Genomic DNA, 17,454 nt, shown 5'->3' with positions numbered 1-17,454 from the left:
GGGCGGCACGGCGAGGGGGATTCCTTGTCTAGGCCCCGAAGTCTAGCGCTTGCGTCTAGCGCTTGCGCTTATCGCGACGCTCGCGCACGCGGACGGCGATGCGCACAGGCGAGCCGTGGAAGCCGAAGCGCTCACGGAACTTGCGCTCTAGGTAGCGGCGGTAGCCGGCGTCGAGGAAGCCCGTGGTAAACAGCACAATGGTCGGCGGCTGCGTGCCCGCCTGCGTAGCAAAGAGCACGCGCGGCAGACGGTTGTTCTTCATCGGCGGCGGATTCGCGGCGATGGCCTCGCGCAGCCAGGTGTTGAGCTGGCCGGTGGACACGCGCTGGTCCCAGGACTCGAGGGCCGCGAGCATGGCCGGCTCCAGTTTCTGGAGGGCGCGGCCGGTCTCCGCAGAGATATTCACGCGGGTGACCCACGTCAGGTGGCTGAGCTGCTCATCGATTTCACGGTCCAGGTAGTAGCGGCGGTCCTCGTCAACGAGGTCCCACTTGTTAAACGCGATGACGAGCGCCTTGCCCGCCTCGAGCACCATGTTGAGGACGCGCTGGTCCTGCTCCGAGATTTCCTGCGAGGCGTCGATGAGCATGACGCAGACCTCGGCGGCGTCGATGACGCCGCGGGTACGCAGGGACGCGTAGTACTCGTGGCCCTGAGCGTTCTTGACTTTCTTGCGCAGGCCCGCCGTGTCAATGAACTTCCACAGCTTCTGGTCGAGCTGAACGAGCGAGTCAACAGGGTCGACGGTGGTACCCGCCGCGTTATCGACGACGGAACGCTCCTCGCCGGTGAACTTGTTGAGCAGTGAGGACTTGCCCACGTTCGGCTTGCCCACGAGCGCTACGCGACGCGGACCCGAGGTGATGGACGGGTGGCGCGGCTGGTCCGGGAAGAGACGCAGAATCTCGTCGAGGACGTCAGCGCCGCCGCGGCCGTGCTGTGCGGAGACCGGCCACGGATCGCCAAGCCCCAGCGCGTAGAACTCCGCCATGTCCGCATACATGTTGTCCGAGTCGAACTTATTGGACACGAGGATGACGGGGACCTGGGACTTCTGAAGCTTCTTCGCCATGACGGAGTCAGTCTCCGTGATGCCCACCCGCGTATCGACGACGAAGACGATGACGTCAGCGGTCTCCATGGCGGCCTCAGCCTGGCGCGCGATGGCAGCATGGATACCCTTGACGTTGGGGTCCCATCCGCCGGTGTCCTGGACAAGGAAACGGCGGCCGTTCCACTCGGCGACGTAAGAAATACGGTCGCGGGTAACACCCGGATGATCCTCGACGACGGCCTCGCGGCGGCCGAGGAAACGGTTGACAAGCGAGGACTTGCCCACGTTCGGGCGACCTACGACGGCCACGGTGCAGAGGTTCTCTTCGACGTGACCGTCAGCATTGACGCCAAACGAGGCCTCGATCTCGGCCCATTCCTCATCCGTGAGGTCGTCCTCGTAATCTTCGCCATAGTCGGCCTCGCCGAATTCGGACTCGTCAAAGTCCTCGGCGTCGAAGTCTTCATCGAAGTCATCATCGTCGACCCCCTCGTAGCCGTCGACGACAGCGATTTCCTTCGAGTCCTCGTCGAGGTCGAAGTCGAACTCCGAGACATCGAAGTCGGACGACGCCCACTTCTGGCTCGAGGAGACGGTTTCTTCTTCCATCTTGCCCTGTGGGTAGTGGAACTCGGTCTCGAATTCCTCCGGCTGGCCGCCGGTGTTGGTGTTCTTAGCCACGCGCGGACTCCTTAATGATGGCAGTGAGACGCTGCAGAACCTCCTGCAGCGTGAGCTCAGACGTGTCGACCACGACGGCGTCCTCGGCCGGTCGCAGCGGCGACGTGGCGCGAGAAGAATCCGCGGCGTCACGGCGCTCGACGTCGGCGAGCACCGTGTCGAAGTCAGAGGGAATGCCTGCGGCGACGTTTTGGTCATAGCGACGCTGCGCACGGACCTGCGCCGAGGCGGTCATGAAGATCTTCACGGGGGCATCGGCAAGCACCACGGTGCCAATGTCGCGGCCCTCGACGATGGCGCGATGCGCCTGGGCTGCCAGCTTGCGCTGCAGGTCGACCAGGTTCTGGCGGACCTCCGGGATGGCGGAGACGGCCGAGACGTTGCGGGTCACCTCGTCTTCGCGGATGACCTGGGAGACGTCCTCACCGGCGAGCAGCACCTGCTTGGAATCCGGATCATCGGAAACCTCGAGCGGCAGGTCTGCGGTCGCGGCAATAACGGCCTGCGTATCGGCGGGGTCCACGCCAGCGCGCAGGACGGCAAGCGTCGCGACGCGGTACATGGCGCCGGTGTCGACGTACTTGGCGCCCAGATCCTTGGCGAGCTGGCGGCACGTGGAGGATTTGCCGGTGCCGGACGGGCCGTCGACGGCCACGATGAGTCCATTGTTAGGCATATTGTTCAGCATTTACATCTCCACCGCGTTGTACAGGCTGGTCAGTTCGTTCGAGTTGAGCGCGCGGAACGCGCCCGGGGTGAGCTCGCCCAGCTGTACCGTGTGCAGCTTGGTGCGCACGAGGCGCTGGACCGGGTAGCCGGCCTCCTTGAGCATGCGACGCACAATGTGCTTGCGGCCTTCGTGCAGCTCGACGCGCACGAGGGAGTAGCCGCCGTTCTTATCCACAATCTGCGCGAAGTCGGCCTTGGCCAGGCCGTCATCGAGCTCGATGCCGTTCTTGAGCTGCTTGACTAACTTGTTGCCTCCCTCACCGAGCACCGTGGCAAGGTAGGTCTTCTTAATGCCGTACTTCGGGTGCATGAGGCGGTTGGCAAGCTCGCCGTCGTTGGTGAGCAGAAGCAAGCCCTCGGTGTCCGCGTCAAGGCGGCCCACGTGGAACAAACGCTGGCCCGCCGCCACGCGGTCGGAGACCAAGTCGCCCACGCACGGGCGGCCCATGTCGTCATGCATGGTCGACTGCATCCCGCGCGGCTTGTTGAGAATGAAGTATTGCATGTTCTCATTGACGTTGATGCGCACGCCGTCGACACGGATAACGTCAACATTCGGGTTGACGCGCACGCCCTGCTGCATGACGATTTTTCCGTTGACCTCGACGCGACCGGCGTCGATGAGGATCTCGGCGTGGCGGCGCGAAGCGACGCCAGCCTTGGCGAGCACCTTCTGGAGGCGCTCCCCCTTTCCATTGTTTCCGCTGACCAGCCAGTCGGCGCCGAGTTCCCGCGCGACAGAGTCGGCGGTGGCGTTCTTGGAACGGTCAGTTTTCTTCACGTGCTGGCGGCGGGCCGGCTTGGCATTCGAGACCAGCATGTCGCTGGCTCGCTGCTTCTTGTCCGGTGTGCCGTCGCGGCGAGCGGGTGGGGTCACGATAATCACGTGTCCTTTTCTTGTGTATGCAGTTGCCGCCTGGCGCCTTGTTCATTCCGGTTGAAATCTCGCGAGCTCCTGCTCGCGAGGCGCTGGACGTGGAAACGCTTTGTTTACCGGAGGCCATCCTACCCCCGAATGGTCTGGCCGTGGTATTCGCGGATTTTCGGGCGTTAGTACTCCTCGAGGATCGAGTCCACGTCCGGCAACAGCGGCGCCAGGTCTGGCAGGCGCTGCAGCGAATCGATGCCGAGCAGCTCAAGGAAGAGCTCCGTGGTCTCGTATTGATGAGCCAGGCCCTCGTGCTCAACCTCGCGGATGAGTCCGCGCAGGGTGAGTGTGCGCATGACGCCATCCACGTTAACGCCACGCACGGCGGCGACCTGTGCGCGCGTGACGGGCTGACGGTAGGCGACGACCGCGAGGGTTTCCATCGCGGCACGAGAAAGCTTGGTCTGGCTGCCGTCGAGAAGGAATCCTTCGACGGCCTCTGCGTTGTCTTTGCGCGTGTAGAGGCGCCAGCCCTCCCCTGTTTCACGGAGGTCGAACCCTGAGCCACGCTCGTCGAATTCCCTCGCAATGGCGCGCAGGTGGTCACTGACCACGGTGGGCTCGAGCTCGAGGGCGCGCGCCAAAGCCTCGACGGACGCGGGGGCGTCGAGGACGAGCAGAATCGACTCGAGGCGCGAGCGCTGCTGCGAGATGAGCGGCAAGGCGGGACGCGGCTGGGAATTATCCATGGCTTCGCAGTCTAATCCCAGTTAGCCGCCGCGACGACGGCCGGGTCGACGTCGAGGCCGGTCCATGCAACATCGAGGGGTCCGAGCGACTCCTCCTGCTGCGCGTCGACAGCCTTCGCTTTGTAGAGCTCCAACAGTGCGAGGAAGCGGCCGACGACCTCCATGGACACGGTGCAGTCACGGGTGAGCGCAGTAAACGACATCCAATTGTCTTGCCCCAGCAGCTTAAGCGTTGTGAGAATCTTTCCTGCTTGCTCAGGCACGGAGACGGCCACGTGGTGAATGTGGCCCGTCGCCACGCCCTCGGGCGGCTTGGGACGGAATACGCTGGCGGCAAGCTCAGCGAAACTCGCGGGCGTGTGACCCAGGGTGACCGGCGGGAGCAGCTGCGCGAACTGTTCCTCCATGCCTACCGCGCGGGGATAGCTGCGGCGCGCTTCGCGCTGCCAGCGCGCCATGAGGTCTGCGACCTGTTTGTAGGCCTTGTACTGAAGCAGGCGCGCGAACAGCAGGTCGCGGGTCTCGAGGAGTTCCAAGTCTTCCAAGTCAGAGACCTCGCCGCGGGGCAAGAGGCGCGCGGCCTTGAGATCGAGAAGGGTCGCGGCGACGAGGAGAAACTCCGTAGTCTCGTCGAGGTCCGCCGTGGCGCCGAGCGCCCGGGTGTAGGCGACAAATTCGTCAGTGACCTCGGAGAGCGCGACGTCCGTGACGTCCATTTTCTTCGACGAAATGAGCTGCAGAAGCAGGTCGAAGGGCCCCTCGAAGTTCTTCAGGGCGATGCGGAAGCCGGTGATCTCCGGCTGGACGGCCTCCTGGTTGGGTGCGTGAGAAGGCGCGGTGGGATGAGTAGCGTTCACTACTTCGAAGTGCGCTCGATGACCTCGCGGGCGAGGTCGCGGTATTGCTTCGCCGCCTGCGAATTCGGCGCCCACGTGGTGATCGCCTCGCCAGCGACAGACGTCTCAGGGAAACGGACGGTGCGCGTGATGACGGTGTCAAAGACCTTGTCTCCGAAGTAGTCAACGACGCTCGACATGACCTCGCGGGCATGCTTGGTGCGACGGTCATACATGGTGACCAGGATGCCGAGGATCTCCAGATCGAAGTTGATGCGCTCGGCAACCTTTTCCACCGTGTCCGTGAGCAGTGCCAAGCCGCGCAGGGAGAAGAACTCGCACTCCATCGGGATGATGACGCCCGCCGAGCACGCCAAGGCATTGACGGTGAGCAGGCCGAGGGACGGCTGGCAGTCAATGATGATGAAGTCGTAATCGCGGCGCACGGGGCGCAGCGCACGGGCGAGCGTGTGCTCGCGGCCGACCTCGTTGACGAGCTGAATCTCCGCCGCGGACAAGTCGATGTTCGCGGGAACAAGGTCAAGGCCTGCGATGGGCGTGCGCTTAATGGCGGAGTGAATGGACACCTGATTGTCGAGCATGACGTCGTAGATGGTGTCTTCAATCTCGTCATGCGTAAGGCCGAGGCCGGCGCTCAATGCGCCCTGCGGGTCCAAGTCAACGAGGAGGACTTTACGTCCAGCTTCCGCGAGGCACGCGCCCAGGTTAATGGTCGAGGTGGTTTTACCCACGCCGCCCTTTTGATTACACATGGACAAGATGGTTGCGGGACCGTGGGACTCCAGCGGGGCAGGCTCCGGGAGCTCACGCACCGGGCGACCAGTTAGGCCCACCTCTACTTCGGAGGCGTCGAAGAGGCCGTCCTCACTCATAGTCACACCTACTTCCTTGACTTCTACCGATGCATCGCCCACCGGCGGGGCTGCCAGCATGCCCGTCGGCGCGCCGTCTTACAGCCGTGTCATTTCCCTTTGACGTATCTTACAGCGTACCCGCCGCCGCGCAACCACGACGCATAACCCTCAAAGCCTCCGGAAAGTAAAGGGTAAAGGCTAGACTATAGAGTCGTTGAGCGCGCGGAACGGCGCTTGCGCGCCAGTGCGACGAGGGCGGCGATGAGCGCCACAATGAGGACGACGATGACGACACCGGCAACGATGAGCTTGGTGTTGGAGGAATCCGCCGAATCATGCGCAGTCTGTTCCTTCTCGAGCTGCTCGCTCGTGGCATGGTCAGCGGACGCGTAGTGCGGGTCGCGCAGGGTGACGTCCGCGACCACGCCGGAGCCATCCTCACGGATGAGCTGCATGATAAACGGGTTGTCCGGTGCTTGGCCCTCGGGGTAGGTCAGCGTCAGGGTGCGCGCGGTGGTATTGATATCGCGCTGGACGCCCTCAATGATGTTGCCGTCCGCGTCGATATAGCGCAGCGTCACGCTGTTGCGGTCCATGTCCTTGAAGCGGTTATAGAGATCGAGCGCCTGGCTCACGCCCATCTGGGCCGTAATGACGTTGTCCTTGATGGTCGACTCGAGGTAGATGTGCTCGGCTGCGGAGGCATCAGCGGGGCTCGCCGCCGACCGTGTGGGCTTCTCCCCCGGCACGACGGGAAGGTTCGCGTCAGCCTCACCACCGGTCGCATCCCCCGCGGCGCCGCCGTTCGTTCCCTCGGCAGAACCGCTGCCGCCCTCGGAGCCGCCAGCGCCGTTGTCACCTTGCGTGCCCTCACCGCCCGAGCCAGTGCCAGAAGCACCGTTGTCTGCGCCGTTGCTGCCGCCCTCGCCGTGTCCGCCGTTACCGGTGCCACCGACGTCGGCTTTCTCCGGCGCGGTCGAGACGAGCGTGACGGTGCCGGAATAGCCTTGGTAGCTCACCGGGATGGAGACCTGGCCGCCCTCGGCGGGGGCGGTAATCGTGGCGGAACCGCCGGATGCCGAGACGGACCAGCCGCCTCCGGAATAGGAGGCTTCGACAGGCACGGGCAAGGAGACCGTGGTCGTTTGGCCCGCGGCGACGCTCACGGGAGTCGCGAGCATCGATTGGACGGCCTCCGGAGTCATGCCCTCCGGAATCTGCGCGGAGGCCGCGGGAACGGACAACTCGCCAAGCGGCGCGAGGATGGCCGGGGCGGCGAGAGCCGGAGCGGTCAGCGCCGCGGCGGCGCACGCGGCAGCCAGATGGCGGCGCGAAGGCAGGAACACGGAGTGGGAAGTCGTCGGCACGGGTGGGATCACAACCTTTATGGTCGACGCGGTACTCACTGTGCCGCGCGAGTGGACGATGAACAGAAGTTGAACGGGCCTAGTCTAACCGTCACAGTGGACGGCCCGGAAACTACGGGCTTAGGCGCGCGGGTGGGCCGTGCGCCAGACCTCACGGAGCGCATCGGCTGTGACGTGCGTGTAGATCTGCGTCGTCGTCACCGAGGAATGACCTAGGAGTTCTTGGACGGTACGCACGTCGGCGCCGCCTTCAAGCAGGTGCGTAGCAAAGGAGTGCCGCAAGGTGTGTGGCGAGACCTTCGCGTCGAGTCCGGCGCGCTGTGTGGCGGTCTGCAGCACGGCCCAGGCGGATTGCCGCGTGAGCGGGTTGCCCCGGGTGTTGAGGAAGAGCGCGGGCGTACGTCCCCCGCTCAGCACGGGACGCGCACGCACGAGATAGGCGCGCACGGCGGCCTGCGCCTTGGAGCCCACGGGCACGAGGCGTTCCTTGTTGCCCTTACCGGTAATCCGCAGGACGCCGGGCGTGCCGGGCTCAGATTCGAGTGCGTCGTGGATGTCGTCGACGGCCAGGCCGACGACCTCAGAGATGCGGGCGCCGGTGCCATAGAGCAGCTCGAGCAGCGCCCGGTCGCGCACGTCGATGGGGCTCGCGGCCTCCCCGTCCGGGACGGATTCGATGAGGCGTGCGACCTCGTCGACCGAGAGAGTATCCGGCAGATGCTGCGGCGGGGCAGGCGGCGAGACCTCCGAGGCGACGTCAAGGCCCAGCACGCCCTCGGCGACGGCAAATTTGTGGAGGCCGCGCGCGACCACGAGGGCTCGATTGGCCGAGGATGCCGCCATGGTGGAGCGCAGCCACGCGAGGTAGGCCTCGACATGGGAGCGGGTGACGTCGCCGAGATCCTCGATCCCAGATTCGGCGAGCCAGCCGAGATAGCGGCGCACATCGCGCCGATAGTTGCTCAGCGTATTGGATGAGACGCCCCGCTCGACGGCCAAGTGGTTAAGCCACGTCGCGGCAACGCGCTGGGCCGGGGTCGACGGTTCCCCCTGATGCGCGGGCAGGTCTAGCTGAGAGAAACTCACAGCTTCTTCATGTCCGGGCCCTGGCGGCGCGCGGCGAGGGACTGGGGACGCAGGTCAAAGGGGGCATCGGCAGGCCGGGTGGCCCCGCCATGGTTGATGACGCGATCCGCGGCGAGAATGCCACCCACAGCGATGGAGTTGACGATCTCACCGGAAAGAATCTTCGCGACAGCCTCCTCGAGCGGCAGCCACAGGAAGTCCATGTCTGCCTCCTCGTCGCCCACGGCGTGGAGCGCCTCCACCTCGTGGAGATCGCGCGCGAGAAAGACGCGCACGGCCTCCTCGCAAAAGCCCGGCGAGGTGACGAGGTCTGCGAGCGTCTCCCACTGTTCAGCGGCAAGCCCGGCCTCTTCCTGCAGCTCGCGCTGGGCGCCGGTGAGCTCGTCTTCGCCCTTGATGTCGAGCAATCCTGCGGGCAGCTCGAGCAGGTGGCGGTCGACGGAGCGGCGGTACTGGTTCACCATCGCGATACGTCCCTGATCGTCCACCGCGGCGATGGCCACGGCGCCGAAGTGCTCAACGACCTCGCGACTGGCCACGTGGCCATCGGGCATGGCGACCTCGTCGCGGCGCACCGCGATAATCGGTGCGTCAAGGAGCAGCTCCGAGCTCAGAGTCTTAAATTCATGCGACATTGCCTGTCATCCTTTCCAGAGGTTAGCTGGCGGCGTTCGGCAGCGGCGGCGCGGCGGCATCGACACCCGCGGCCGCACCATAGGCCCCATGGCCGCCGTCGAGCTGCTCGCGCACCGCGAGCACCGTCGCCATGCGCGCCCACGAACGGTCGATGGAATCGACCGTAGAGACCTCGTTATCCTTCGCGGAGCGGAGCTTGCCGATGACCCCTTCATCCGACGTCGACTCTATCCTTCCGGCGAGCACGGCGTTGCGGCCCGTCTTATTCAAGGCCGTGAGCATGGCCGAAAGGTTATCGGACTTGAACGCATCGCCCGCAGTCCCCGACGTCTTGCCGTCGATGACGACGATGGCCTGGGCGGGCAGAATCGTCCCATCCTCGTAGTCGATGAATCCGGCATCGCGCAGCGCTTGAAGCACCGTCGCGCGGTCGGCGACGGAGGCCAGCGGTTGCGTGGATTCCGGATCCATGTAGAGCGCAGCGCCGAGAGACTCGCCCGCGTGGGTGCCCATGTCCTGCTGCTTGGTGGATAGCTGCGCGCCAGCGGGCAGCGTGTTGGCGATGAGCGACTGGAGCTCGTCCGCACGCGACTGATCGAAGAAGGCATCCGCCAAGTCGATGGTTCCGGCGTTCTCGATGTCCGCGGAGGCGAGCAGCGCCTTGATGCCGTCGACCTCGTTGCTTTGCGCATTCGACGTCGTCATGACGAGCACCGGGCGCCCAGCGAGGCTGCCATCCACCATGGTGGGCGACAGCTCAGAGACGACCGAGTCGCCGGACTTGGACTGCGCCTGCAGCACCTGGTTGTCCTGGACGACCTGGCGGAATTCATCGCGCACGGCGTCATCGCCACCCGCAGAACCCGCGACTGTGGGGCCCAGCGCGAATGCGCCGATAGCCACGCCGACGGCCACCCCGAAGCCAATGCCTGCGATGACCGGGCCAGAAGAAGAGAATCGCTGTGGCATTAGTTAAACCATCCTGCGACCGTCTCGGTGAGATTGGACCACGTGGCGGAGAGGTTCTCGCCGAAGGAGGCGTCGCCACCCAAGCCCGCGATGAGCACGATGACAGCGAGCGCAACGAGGATACCGAGCAACGCCCACAGCCAGCCCAGGCTTGCGCCTGCGGGTGCCGTGTACAGGGTGATGACGGAGTCCGCGTCGACGAGCTTCGTGCCCGTCTTCATGCGCGCGAGCAACGCCGCGGGCGTCGCGTGTGCCTTGTCCGCAAAGATATCGTCAAGGTCAACAGAGCCGCCCACCTGCACGATCATGTCCGCTTCCTGGAAGTCCGCGAGCAGCAGCGCCAGGTCCGTCGAGGAATCCGTCGCGGACGGGAAGGTCATCGCACCCACACCCAGGTCCTGAATCTTTTCCAAGCCCGGTGCCGTGCCGTCCGGCGTGGCCGGCAGGATGACGCGCGCGCCCGAACGCAGCGTCTCCGCCTTGACCGTCTCCGGGTTTGCCACGATGAGATCCGGGCTGTAGCCCATCTCCACGAGCGAGTCTGCTGCGGAGTCGACGCCCACGATAACGGGCTCGTATTCGCGAATGAAGTTGCGCAGCAACTTCACCTTGGCGCGGTGGTCCTCACTGGGCGAGACGACCATGACCTTGCGGCCACGCATCTCCACACCCGACTCCGGAATACCCAAGCCGTCGATGAGTAGCGGGCCTTCCGAGTGGATGAACTGGATGGAGTTGCCGAAGAAGGCCTCCATGTGGTCGATGAGGTTGCGCTCGGCCTCGGCAAAGCGCGCCTGCGCCTGGCCGCGCTCGATGACGGTGCCAGAGCCAATCTGCTTGTCTCCCAGATAGACAGTGCCGTCATCGGTAAGACGCGCCTTCTTCCCGTCCTTCATCGCCTCGAGGAACTGCGGGCCCACGCCCTCCACGAGCTGCGCTTCGGCGTCGAGCAACATGTGCGGGCCGTAATTAGGAATGCTGCCGGTGCTAAATTCCGCGGTGTTGATGACCACGGCCGGCTTCAAGTCCACCAGCTGCTGGGCTTCCTGGCGAGAGATATTCGCGGCGTCGACCACGGCGAAGTCCCCCGCGCCGAACTTCTTCAGCCCTTTGCCGCCGGGCGTGCAATCGCGCAGGGTTCCAGTGACACCGGGTGCGTCGGTAGTGCGAGAAAACAAACTCATGCGCGCGATTGTCCCACTTCTGGGCCTTCCAGCGTGGGAGGCGCGCGGCAGCATCCCCGGCTCGGGCCTATTTATTCGCTTTCTCCTGCGGTTTCTCCTGCTGGAATTCCGCGACTTCCGCCTGTGCGCGGTCAAAGAGCTCCTGTGCGTGCGCACGCCCCGTCTCCGTGCCGTCGAGTCCCGCGAGCATGCGCGCCAGCTCCTCTACGCGTTCCCTCTCGCTGAGCGTGCTCACGCCCGAGGTGTACCTATCCTTCGCCACGTGGAGGTGCGTAGTCGCATACGCCGCCACCTGCGGCAGGTGCGTCACCACGATGACCTGATTGCGCGTCGCTAACCGCGCCAGGCGGCGTCCAATCTCTACCGCCGCACGGCCGCCCACGCCAGCGTCGACCTCGTCGAAGACCATGGTCGTGCCCTCCGTATTCGCCGCAAGCACGACCTCGAGCGCCAGCATGACGCGCGAGAGCTCGCCTCCCGATGCCGTCGCCGCCAGCGGCCGGCCATTGAGCTGCAGCTCCACCTCGTTCGCGCCCGTCTTCGAGTACCGGGCGTCCTTCACCGCGACCGTGAACTCCGAGGACGCCATGGCCAGCCCCTTGAGCTCCGCCGTCACGGCTTCCCCCAAGCGCCGCGCCGCGTCCTCACGCGCCGCCGTCAGTGTCGCCGCGTGCGCGATCATCTCAGACTCCGCCGCCTTAACCTGCTTGGCCAGCTCTTCCAGCGCCTCCGTGGACGTGTCGATGGACGCCAACCGCTCGTTCGCGTGATCCCGCCACGCAAGCACGCCGTCGATATCCGGCGCGTACTTCCGGGTGAGCGTCTTCAGCTCTTGCTGCCGCGTGAGCGACTTCTCCAGTTCCTCCGGATCCGCGGGCAAATCTGCCAGGAACGCGCCAAGCTCACCGGCGATGTCGCCCAAGCGCGACGTGATTTCCGCCAGCTGCTCTCCCAACGCCTTGAGCTGCTTATCCTCCACGCCCGACAGCTGCGCCTGCGCCTGACCCAACAAGGACGAGGCCGCGTCTTCCTCGTAGCCCTCTTGCCCGTCGATGCTCCCCAACGCCACCATGGCCGCCTCTCGCAGACCATCGACGTCCTGGAGCCTGCGAATGCGCTCGACCAAGTCCACGTCCTCACCCGACTGCGGGTGCATGCCATCAATCTCATCGACCGCGAATTGAAGCCGGTCCACTTCCTGTGCCAGCTCGCGCCGCGACTCCGTGCGCGTCTTATAGTCCTTGGACAGCGTGCGCCACGTACGGAATGACTCTGCGTAGGCCTCACGCAGCGGGGCGACCGCCGGATCCGAACGATCCACGGCTCCGAGCTGCTGGTCTGGCGCGAGCAACCGCAGCTGATCGTTTTGCCCATGGACGGTAAGCACGAGCGACGAGAATTCCCCCAACGTCGCCGCCGGCACCGAACGTCCGCCCAGGTACGCCTTCGAACGCCCCGCAGCCGAGACCGTGCGCGCCACGATAAACTCGCCGTTCTCATCCGGCGAGCCGCCCGCATCCTCCACGACTGCCGCGGCCGCCTGCGCAATATCCGGCGCTGCCGTATCCACGGCAAATGTGCCTTCCACCGAGGCCTTCTTCGAGCCCTGGCGCACACGCGTGGAATCGGCACGCCCGCCCGCAAGCAGGCGCAAACCAGTGACCACCATCGTCTTACCTGCACCGGTCTCACCGGTAAGCACGGTCAATCCCGAGGACAACTCCGCGCTGGCGCGTTCGATAACGCCCAGGTTCTCGATCGTGATGTCTGCTAGCATGCCCCATAGTCTATCGTATTTGTGTTCGAAGCGTCCACACGTCCGCGCCCACGTCCGGCAGCGAGTTAGACCGAGTAGTCGTCGCCGCCGCGCTGCGGGCCGCGCCACCCCGCCACGGGCAGCCGCAGCTTACTCACCAGGCGGTCCGTAAAAGGCTGGTTATCCAAGCGCACCCAGCGCACGGGGCGTTCACCCTTCACGGCCTCCACGCGCGCGCCGGCAGGCATATCCAACCGCCGAAAGCCGTCCAAGCTCACCTGTGCCTCGGACGTCGACGACTCGGATTCCACGGCAACTCGCGACTGCGGCGAGACCACCAAAGGCTTGGTAAACAAGGCATGCGCGTTGTTGGGCACCACGAGAATAGCGTCGAGCTCCGGCCACAACACTGGTCCACCAGCGGAGAAGGCGTAGGCCGTCGACCCCGTGGGACTAGAGATAAGCACACCATCGCACCCAAAAGACGACACCGGGCGGGCGTCAATTTCCAGCACGGCGTCCAGCACGCCCGAGTGGTCGAGGCTTTCCACGCTGGCTTCGTTCAGCGCCCACGAGCGCCCGATCTCTTTGCCGGCGCGGTCATAGACAACGACATCAAGTGTCATGCGATCTTCCACGCGGTAGGTTCGCGAGATCACCCGCTCGATAGCCTGCTCCAGGGACTCCGCCTCCCACTCGGCGAGGAAGCCCACGTGACCCAAGTTGATACCCAGAACCGGGATGTCCACCGCATGCGCCAAGTCTGCAGCGCGCAGGAAGGTGCCATCGCCGCCCAAGACGAGCACCATCTCACACCCCTCGGCCGAGGCTGGCTCGTGCGGAACGAGATCCAATCCTGACAGATCGACGCCTGGTGCCGGCGTGGCGCACACGCGCACCGTAATCCCCGCGTCACGCAACAATTCCGCGGCGCGACGCATGGAGGCGACATTGTCTTCGCGCCCGGTGTGCGGCACGAGCAAAATCGTCCGCTGCGCGTCCTGCGTGCGGTCCGGCGTTGCGGTCATTACTGGGGTCCTTCCTCAATGGCCCGCACAACCATGTCGTGCAGAGTCTCGGCATCTGGATGCGTCGCTCCACCATCTTTGACCAGCCACAGGAAATACTCCACGTTTCCGCTGGGGCCTGGCAGTGGTGACGCAGCCACTGCCTTGCAGCTTAGTCCGAGGGTCTGGGCAAAGGCAGCGATTTCTTCCGTGACCTCTGCCCGCAGCTCCGGCGAGCGCACCACGCCACCGTGCCCCAAGCGGTCCTTGCCCACCTCGAACTGCGGCTTGACCATCGGGAGCAAGAATGCCCCGTCCTTCAAGCACTCCACGATGGCGGGCAGAACCAACTTGAGTGAAATAAACGATAAGTCGCCCACCATGGCATCACACGGGCCCTCGGTCAACTCAAGCGTGAGGTGACGAATATTCGTCCGGTCGAGAACCATGACGCGCTCGTCATTCTGCAAACGCCACAGCAGCTGTCCATAACCGACGTCAACGGCAAGCACCTCCCGCGCGCCGTGGCGCAGGAGCACGTCCGTAAAACCGCCTGTCGATGCCCCTGCATCGAGCACCCGCAGCCCGTCGACCGAGACATCGAAGGCCTCCAGCGCTCCCAATAGCTTTTGTGCGCCGCGCGATGCCCAATCGTCTTCGTCGGCCTTCTCAACGCGAATGGAGACCTCAGGCTCGACGATGGTCGCTGGCTTCTTGGCCTGGAAGCCCCCGACGTAGACACGACCAGCCTTAATCCAGTCGACGGCTTGTTCGCGTGAACGCGAAATCTTGCGGCGCACGAGCTCTGCGTCGAGACGGCGGCGTTTGGGGGCCATTAGTTCTCCTGAAGTACGTCGCGCAGCACCGTGTGCGCGCGATCAAGCTGTTCAAATTCTTCGCGCAAGTTCGCAGCCGGTTCGCCCAAGATCTCACCGACACGCGTGTCAACGGACTCAGGACTCACCACCGCGTGCGGATCATGCGGCTTCGGGGCGGGTCGATGACTAGGCATGGACCCTGGAGTTGGTGCAGACATCACCACCACGCCTTGACCGCACGCTCCGCGGCCTCAGAACGCGGTTGGATGTAGCGCGGAGGCTTGGGCAGCGCCCAGACAACCTCGAGCACCGTACGCAGCGCCTGCGTCGGCGTAGCGCCCTCATCTCCATGCTCGAGCAGGACATCATAACCATCGACGCGGGCCGTGAAACCACCCTGGGCGCCTGGGCGTGCTTCCGCTCGCTTAAGTCCGAGATCCGCCAAGGTCGCACCAATGTAATCGGGACGGTGCTTCTCCGGTGCCTCGATAAGAGCCATCGGGCCGCTGACGCCGGTAAGCACGTGGAAAGTATCCATGGCGGCGGTATTGCCACCCAGGATGTCCGTATCCAAGCGGTCCCCGACTGCCAGGGGCTTCGAGGAACCCATCATCTTCGCGGCCTGAATAAACATCTCGGGCCCGGGCTTGCCCGCAGACAGCGGCTCCACGCCCGTCGACGTCGTAATGGCTGCGACGAGCGCACCGTTGCCCACCGCAAGACCGCGCTCCGTCGGCAGCGAGGTGTCCAGGTTCGAGGCAAAGAACTGTGCGCCGGCACGAATAGCGAAAGCCGCCTCAGACAGCTCGCGCCACCCAAGGTCCTTGCTCATACCTTCGAGGACCGCCACCGGCTTGTCGTCTGCCGAAGAAACGACCTCAAAACCTGCGTCACGCGCTAGCTTCTTAAAGGAATCAGCCCCCACGACCAAGACCTTGGATCCGGCCTTGATGTGCTGCTGAGCCAGCGCGACTGCTGCCTGCGCCGAGGTCAAAACATGCTCCGGAGCCGCGTGGATATCGATCGCACGCAGCATCGAAGCGACTTCCTCCGGCGCACGCGACGCGTTATTCGTCACGTAGATAGCCTTGACGCCACACGCGTTGAGGACATCGGCAACGCCGGGAATGGCCACGCCGCCTTCCCACACGGTTCCGTCAAGGTCGAGCAGCAACGCATCGTGCGTGGACAATAGGCTCATTAGAACTCCTTGAGGCGATCAACTGCGTCAGTCGCTTCGTCCTCGTCGATAGCGACGGTGTGCTTGAACCATTCCTTGGCTTCTTCTGTACGGCCAGCCTCCAGCAGTGCGTTGGCGTATGCGTAGCTCAAACGAGCAGCGCTCTCGCCGCGCGCCGCCTTATCCGGGCGTGCGCGCTGGATAGTCACCACGGCAGCGTCTGCCTGCCCCATATCGAGGCGCGCGCCGGCGACGACAATAGCAAGCTCAATCTCGCCATCGCGGTCGAGCATCTTTGCTTCCTCACTGCGACCAAGCTCGATCGCCTTCTGCGGACGGCCAAGGCCACGCTCGCAGTCCGCCATGACGGCCAGCATGCCCGGACCGCCGGAAATGCGACGTGCAGCGCGCAACTCGGCCAGCGCCTCTTTCCACTCACCTGCGTGGTAGGCAGCAACGCCATTGATCTCGCGCGCCACAGACACTCGACCTGCACGGTCCTTTGCTGCACGTGCATGGCGCAAGGCGAGCTGCGGATCGTCCTGCATGAGCATCGCAGCCATAATCATATGCTTAGCGGTCGCCTCCGCATTATCCTTCGACAGCGACTTCAAGTCCTGAAGCACCGAAGGATCGAGCTCGTTCATATCAATGTCCGACGGGATATCCGGGTCGTTCTGGCGACGATTGATGCGCTCTTCACGGAAGCCCGAACGTTGCGGCGAGTGGCTCCGCTTCTTCTCGTCACGGAACCCATCACGGCGGCTATCACGACGGTCGTCGCGACGGCCACCTCCACGGCGGTCATCACGACGGCCATTACCGCGGTGGTCGTTGCGACCACCACGTCGGTCATCACGGTGATCGTTACGGCCGCCGCGGCGGTCATCGCGGCGCTCGTTACGATCGCCACGGTAGCCGCGCTCGACGTCCTCACGACGGTCGCGACGGTTATCATCATCGCGACCGGAACCGTACGACGAACGCCCACGACCTTCGTCGCGACGGCCGTTGCGGCCAGAGAACTTCCCCTGCGGCTTTCCACCACGGCGGTCGCCGTCGCGACGCCCGTAGCTGTTGGAGTCAGACATATCGCCTTGCACTTTCCAGTTCGATGAATCAATCAAATACCCAGTCATACTACCCGCTACGGGAACAAAACCCTAGCGGCCACCGCGGGAAGCAGCTAAAGAAACGGCAACATTCCACTGAGTTCCCGTCGCCTGGAATTGGCCGAACTCGAGTACATCAACCACCACCCGGATCAAAAGGGCGAGCGCGACTTCGAGTGCTATTACGTCACAAGTACGAAACCACAACCAACCGAGCCACGCCCCTCCTTTAAAGCATGGAGCGTTAAAACATCAACGAAGACCACCGCTCCACCACCCGGCCAAAGCGACTCTCCCGGGCTCGAGGTTGAATTAGGTATGAGTCGTTCCAGCATCTCTAATAATTAGATGCCTCATTCATGGTTAGATGGCCACCAGCCGGCATGGCGATGGAGCTGCCCTTTACACCAGCCGGGATAGCTGAAGCCAAGACGCCGCAAAGACCGCTTGCGGGGAAGAATCGTGTTCTTCCCGGCAAGCGGTCTGTGTGTATGTAGTTGTTGTTTGTTGTTTTATGTCGGCGGTAACTTACTCTCCCACACCCTCC

17 protein-coding genes are annotated in these 17,454 nt (G+C 64.3%); all 17 read right to left on the bottom strand.

Going from position 1 to position 17,454, the window contains the following annotated elements; all coding sequences use genetic code 11:
- Window positions 1-55 precede the first annotated feature (55 nt).
- Window positions 56-1,663: a ribosome biogenesis GTPase Der gene (der, locus tag ABJ196_RS10630; RefSeq protein ID WP_347306989.1), complete on the bottom strand. Its 1,608-nt coding sequence runs from the start codon at window positions 1,661-1,663 to the stop codon at window positions 56-58.
- A gap of 64 nt (window positions 1,664-1,727) precedes the next feature.
- Window positions 1,728-2,423 (bottom strand): (d)CMP kinase, encoded by a 696-nt coding sequence (gene cmk, locus ABJ196_RS10625; protein WP_347306940.1) that lies wholly within the window; start codon window positions 2,421-2,423, stop codon window positions 1,728-1,730.
- Window positions 2,424-3,284, bottom strand: a complete 861-nt coding sequence (locus ABJ196_RS10620; RefSeq protein ID WP_347306987.1) for a pseudouridine synthase — start codon at window positions 3,282-3,284, stop codon at window positions 2,424-2,426.
- A 230-nt stretch (window positions 3,285-3,514) separates the two neighbouring features.
- Window positions 3,515-4,081, bottom strand: coding sequence for an SMC-Scp complex subunit ScpB (scpB, locus tag ABJ196_RS10615; RefSeq protein WP_347306938.1), 567 nt, complete (start codon window positions 4,079-4,081; stop codon window positions 3,515-3,517).
- Between the two features lie 11 nt (window positions 4,082-4,092).
- Window positions 4,093-4,938, bottom strand: coding sequence for a ScpA family protein (locus ABJ196_RS10610; protein ID WP_347306936.1), 846 nt, complete (start codon window positions 4,936-4,938; stop codon window positions 4,093-4,095).
- Window positions 4,938-5,810 carry a ParA family protein gene (locus ABJ196_RS10605; RefSeq protein WP_066489215.1) on the bottom strand — a complete coding sequence of 291 codons (873 nt, stop codon included), beginning with the start codon at window positions 5,808-5,810 and terminating at the stop codon, window positions 4,938-4,940. The genes ABJ196_RS10610 and ABJ196_RS10605 overlap by 1 nt, the downstream gene beginning before the upstream one ends.
- Window positions 5,811-5,995: 185 nt before the next feature.
- A complete protein-coding gene (locus ABJ196_RS10600) occupies window positions 5,996-7,159 on the bottom strand; it encodes a hypothetical protein (RefSeq protein ID WP_347306934.1) in 1,164 nt (387 codons plus the stop codon).
- Between the two features lie 120 nt (window positions 7,160-7,279).
- A complete protein-coding gene (gene xerD, locus ABJ196_RS10595; protein WP_347306984.1) occupies window positions 7,280-8,224 on the bottom strand; it encodes a site-specific tyrosine recombinase XerD in 945 nt (314 codons plus the stop codon).
- 17 nt (window positions 8,225-8,241) lie between these two features.
- Complete coding sequence (locus tag ABJ196_RS10590) at window positions 8,242-8,880, bottom strand: NUDIX hydrolase (RefSeq protein WP_347306932.1); 639 nt, start codon at window positions 8,878-8,880, stop codon at window positions 8,242-8,244.
- 22 nt (window positions 8,881-8,902) lie between these two features.
- Window positions 8,903-9,850: a copper transporter gene (locus ABJ196_RS10585; RefSeq protein WP_347306930.1), complete on the bottom strand. Its 948-nt coding sequence runs from the start codon at window positions 9,848-9,850 to the stop codon at window positions 8,903-8,905.
- Window positions 9,850-11,034 (bottom strand): putative cytokinetic ring protein SteA, encoded by a 1,185-nt coding sequence (gene steA, locus ABJ196_RS10580; protein ID WP_347306928.1) that lies wholly within the window; start codon window positions 11,032-11,034, stop codon window positions 9,850-9,852. The genes ABJ196_RS10585 and steA overlap by 1 nt, the downstream gene beginning before the upstream one ends.
- A 67-nt stretch (window positions 11,035-11,101) precedes the next feature.
- On the bottom strand, window positions 11,102-12,811 hold the full coding sequence (recN, locus tag ABJ196_RS10575; protein ID WP_347306926.1) for a DNA repair protein RecN: 1,710 nt from the start codon (window positions 12,809-12,811) through the stop codon (window positions 11,102-11,104).
- Between the two features lie 65 nt (window positions 12,812-12,876).
- The gene (locus ABJ196_RS10570) at window positions 12,877-13,818 is read right to left on the bottom strand and encodes an NAD kinase (RefSeq protein ID WP_347306924.1); all 942 of its coding nucleotides are present in this window, start codon (window positions 13,816-13,818) and stop codon (window positions 12,877-12,879) included.
- Window positions 13,818-14,633, bottom strand: coding sequence for a TlyA family RNA methyltransferase (locus tag ABJ196_RS10565; protein ID WP_347306922.1), 816 nt, complete (start codon window positions 14,631-14,633; stop codon window positions 13,818-13,820). The genes ABJ196_RS10570 and ABJ196_RS10565 overlap by 1 nt, the downstream gene beginning before the upstream one ends.
- The gene (locus ABJ196_RS10560) at window positions 14,633-14,833 is read right to left on the bottom strand and encodes a hypothetical protein (protein WP_347306920.1); all 201 of its coding nucleotides are present in this window, start codon (window positions 14,831-14,833) and stop codon (window positions 14,633-14,635) included. The genes ABJ196_RS10565 and ABJ196_RS10560 overlap by 1 nt, the downstream gene beginning before the upstream one ends.
- Window positions 14,833-15,816, bottom strand: coding sequence for an HAD-IIA family hydrolase (locus ABJ196_RS10555; RefSeq protein WP_347306918.1), 984 nt, complete (start codon window positions 15,814-15,816; stop codon window positions 14,833-14,835). The genes ABJ196_RS10560 and ABJ196_RS10555 overlap by 1 nt, the downstream gene beginning before the upstream one ends.
- Window positions 15,816-16,886, bottom strand: a complete 1,071-nt coding sequence (locus ABJ196_RS10550) for a hypothetical protein (RefSeq protein ID WP_347306916.1) — start codon at window positions 16,884-16,886, stop codon at window positions 15,816-15,818. The genes ABJ196_RS10555 and ABJ196_RS10550 overlap by 1 nt, the downstream gene beginning before the upstream one ends.
- Window positions 16,887-17,454: the final 568 nt, after the last annotated feature.

The organism is Corynebacterium sp. SA-MJD20WY100 (genome assembly GCF_039822565.1).
In the GTDB taxonomy this organism is placed as follows: Bacteria; Actinomycetota; Actinomycetes; order Mycobacteriales; family Mycobacteriaceae; genus Corynebacterium; species Corynebacterium phoceense_A.
This window is presented reverse-complemented; position numbering and strand designations above follow the sequence as displayed.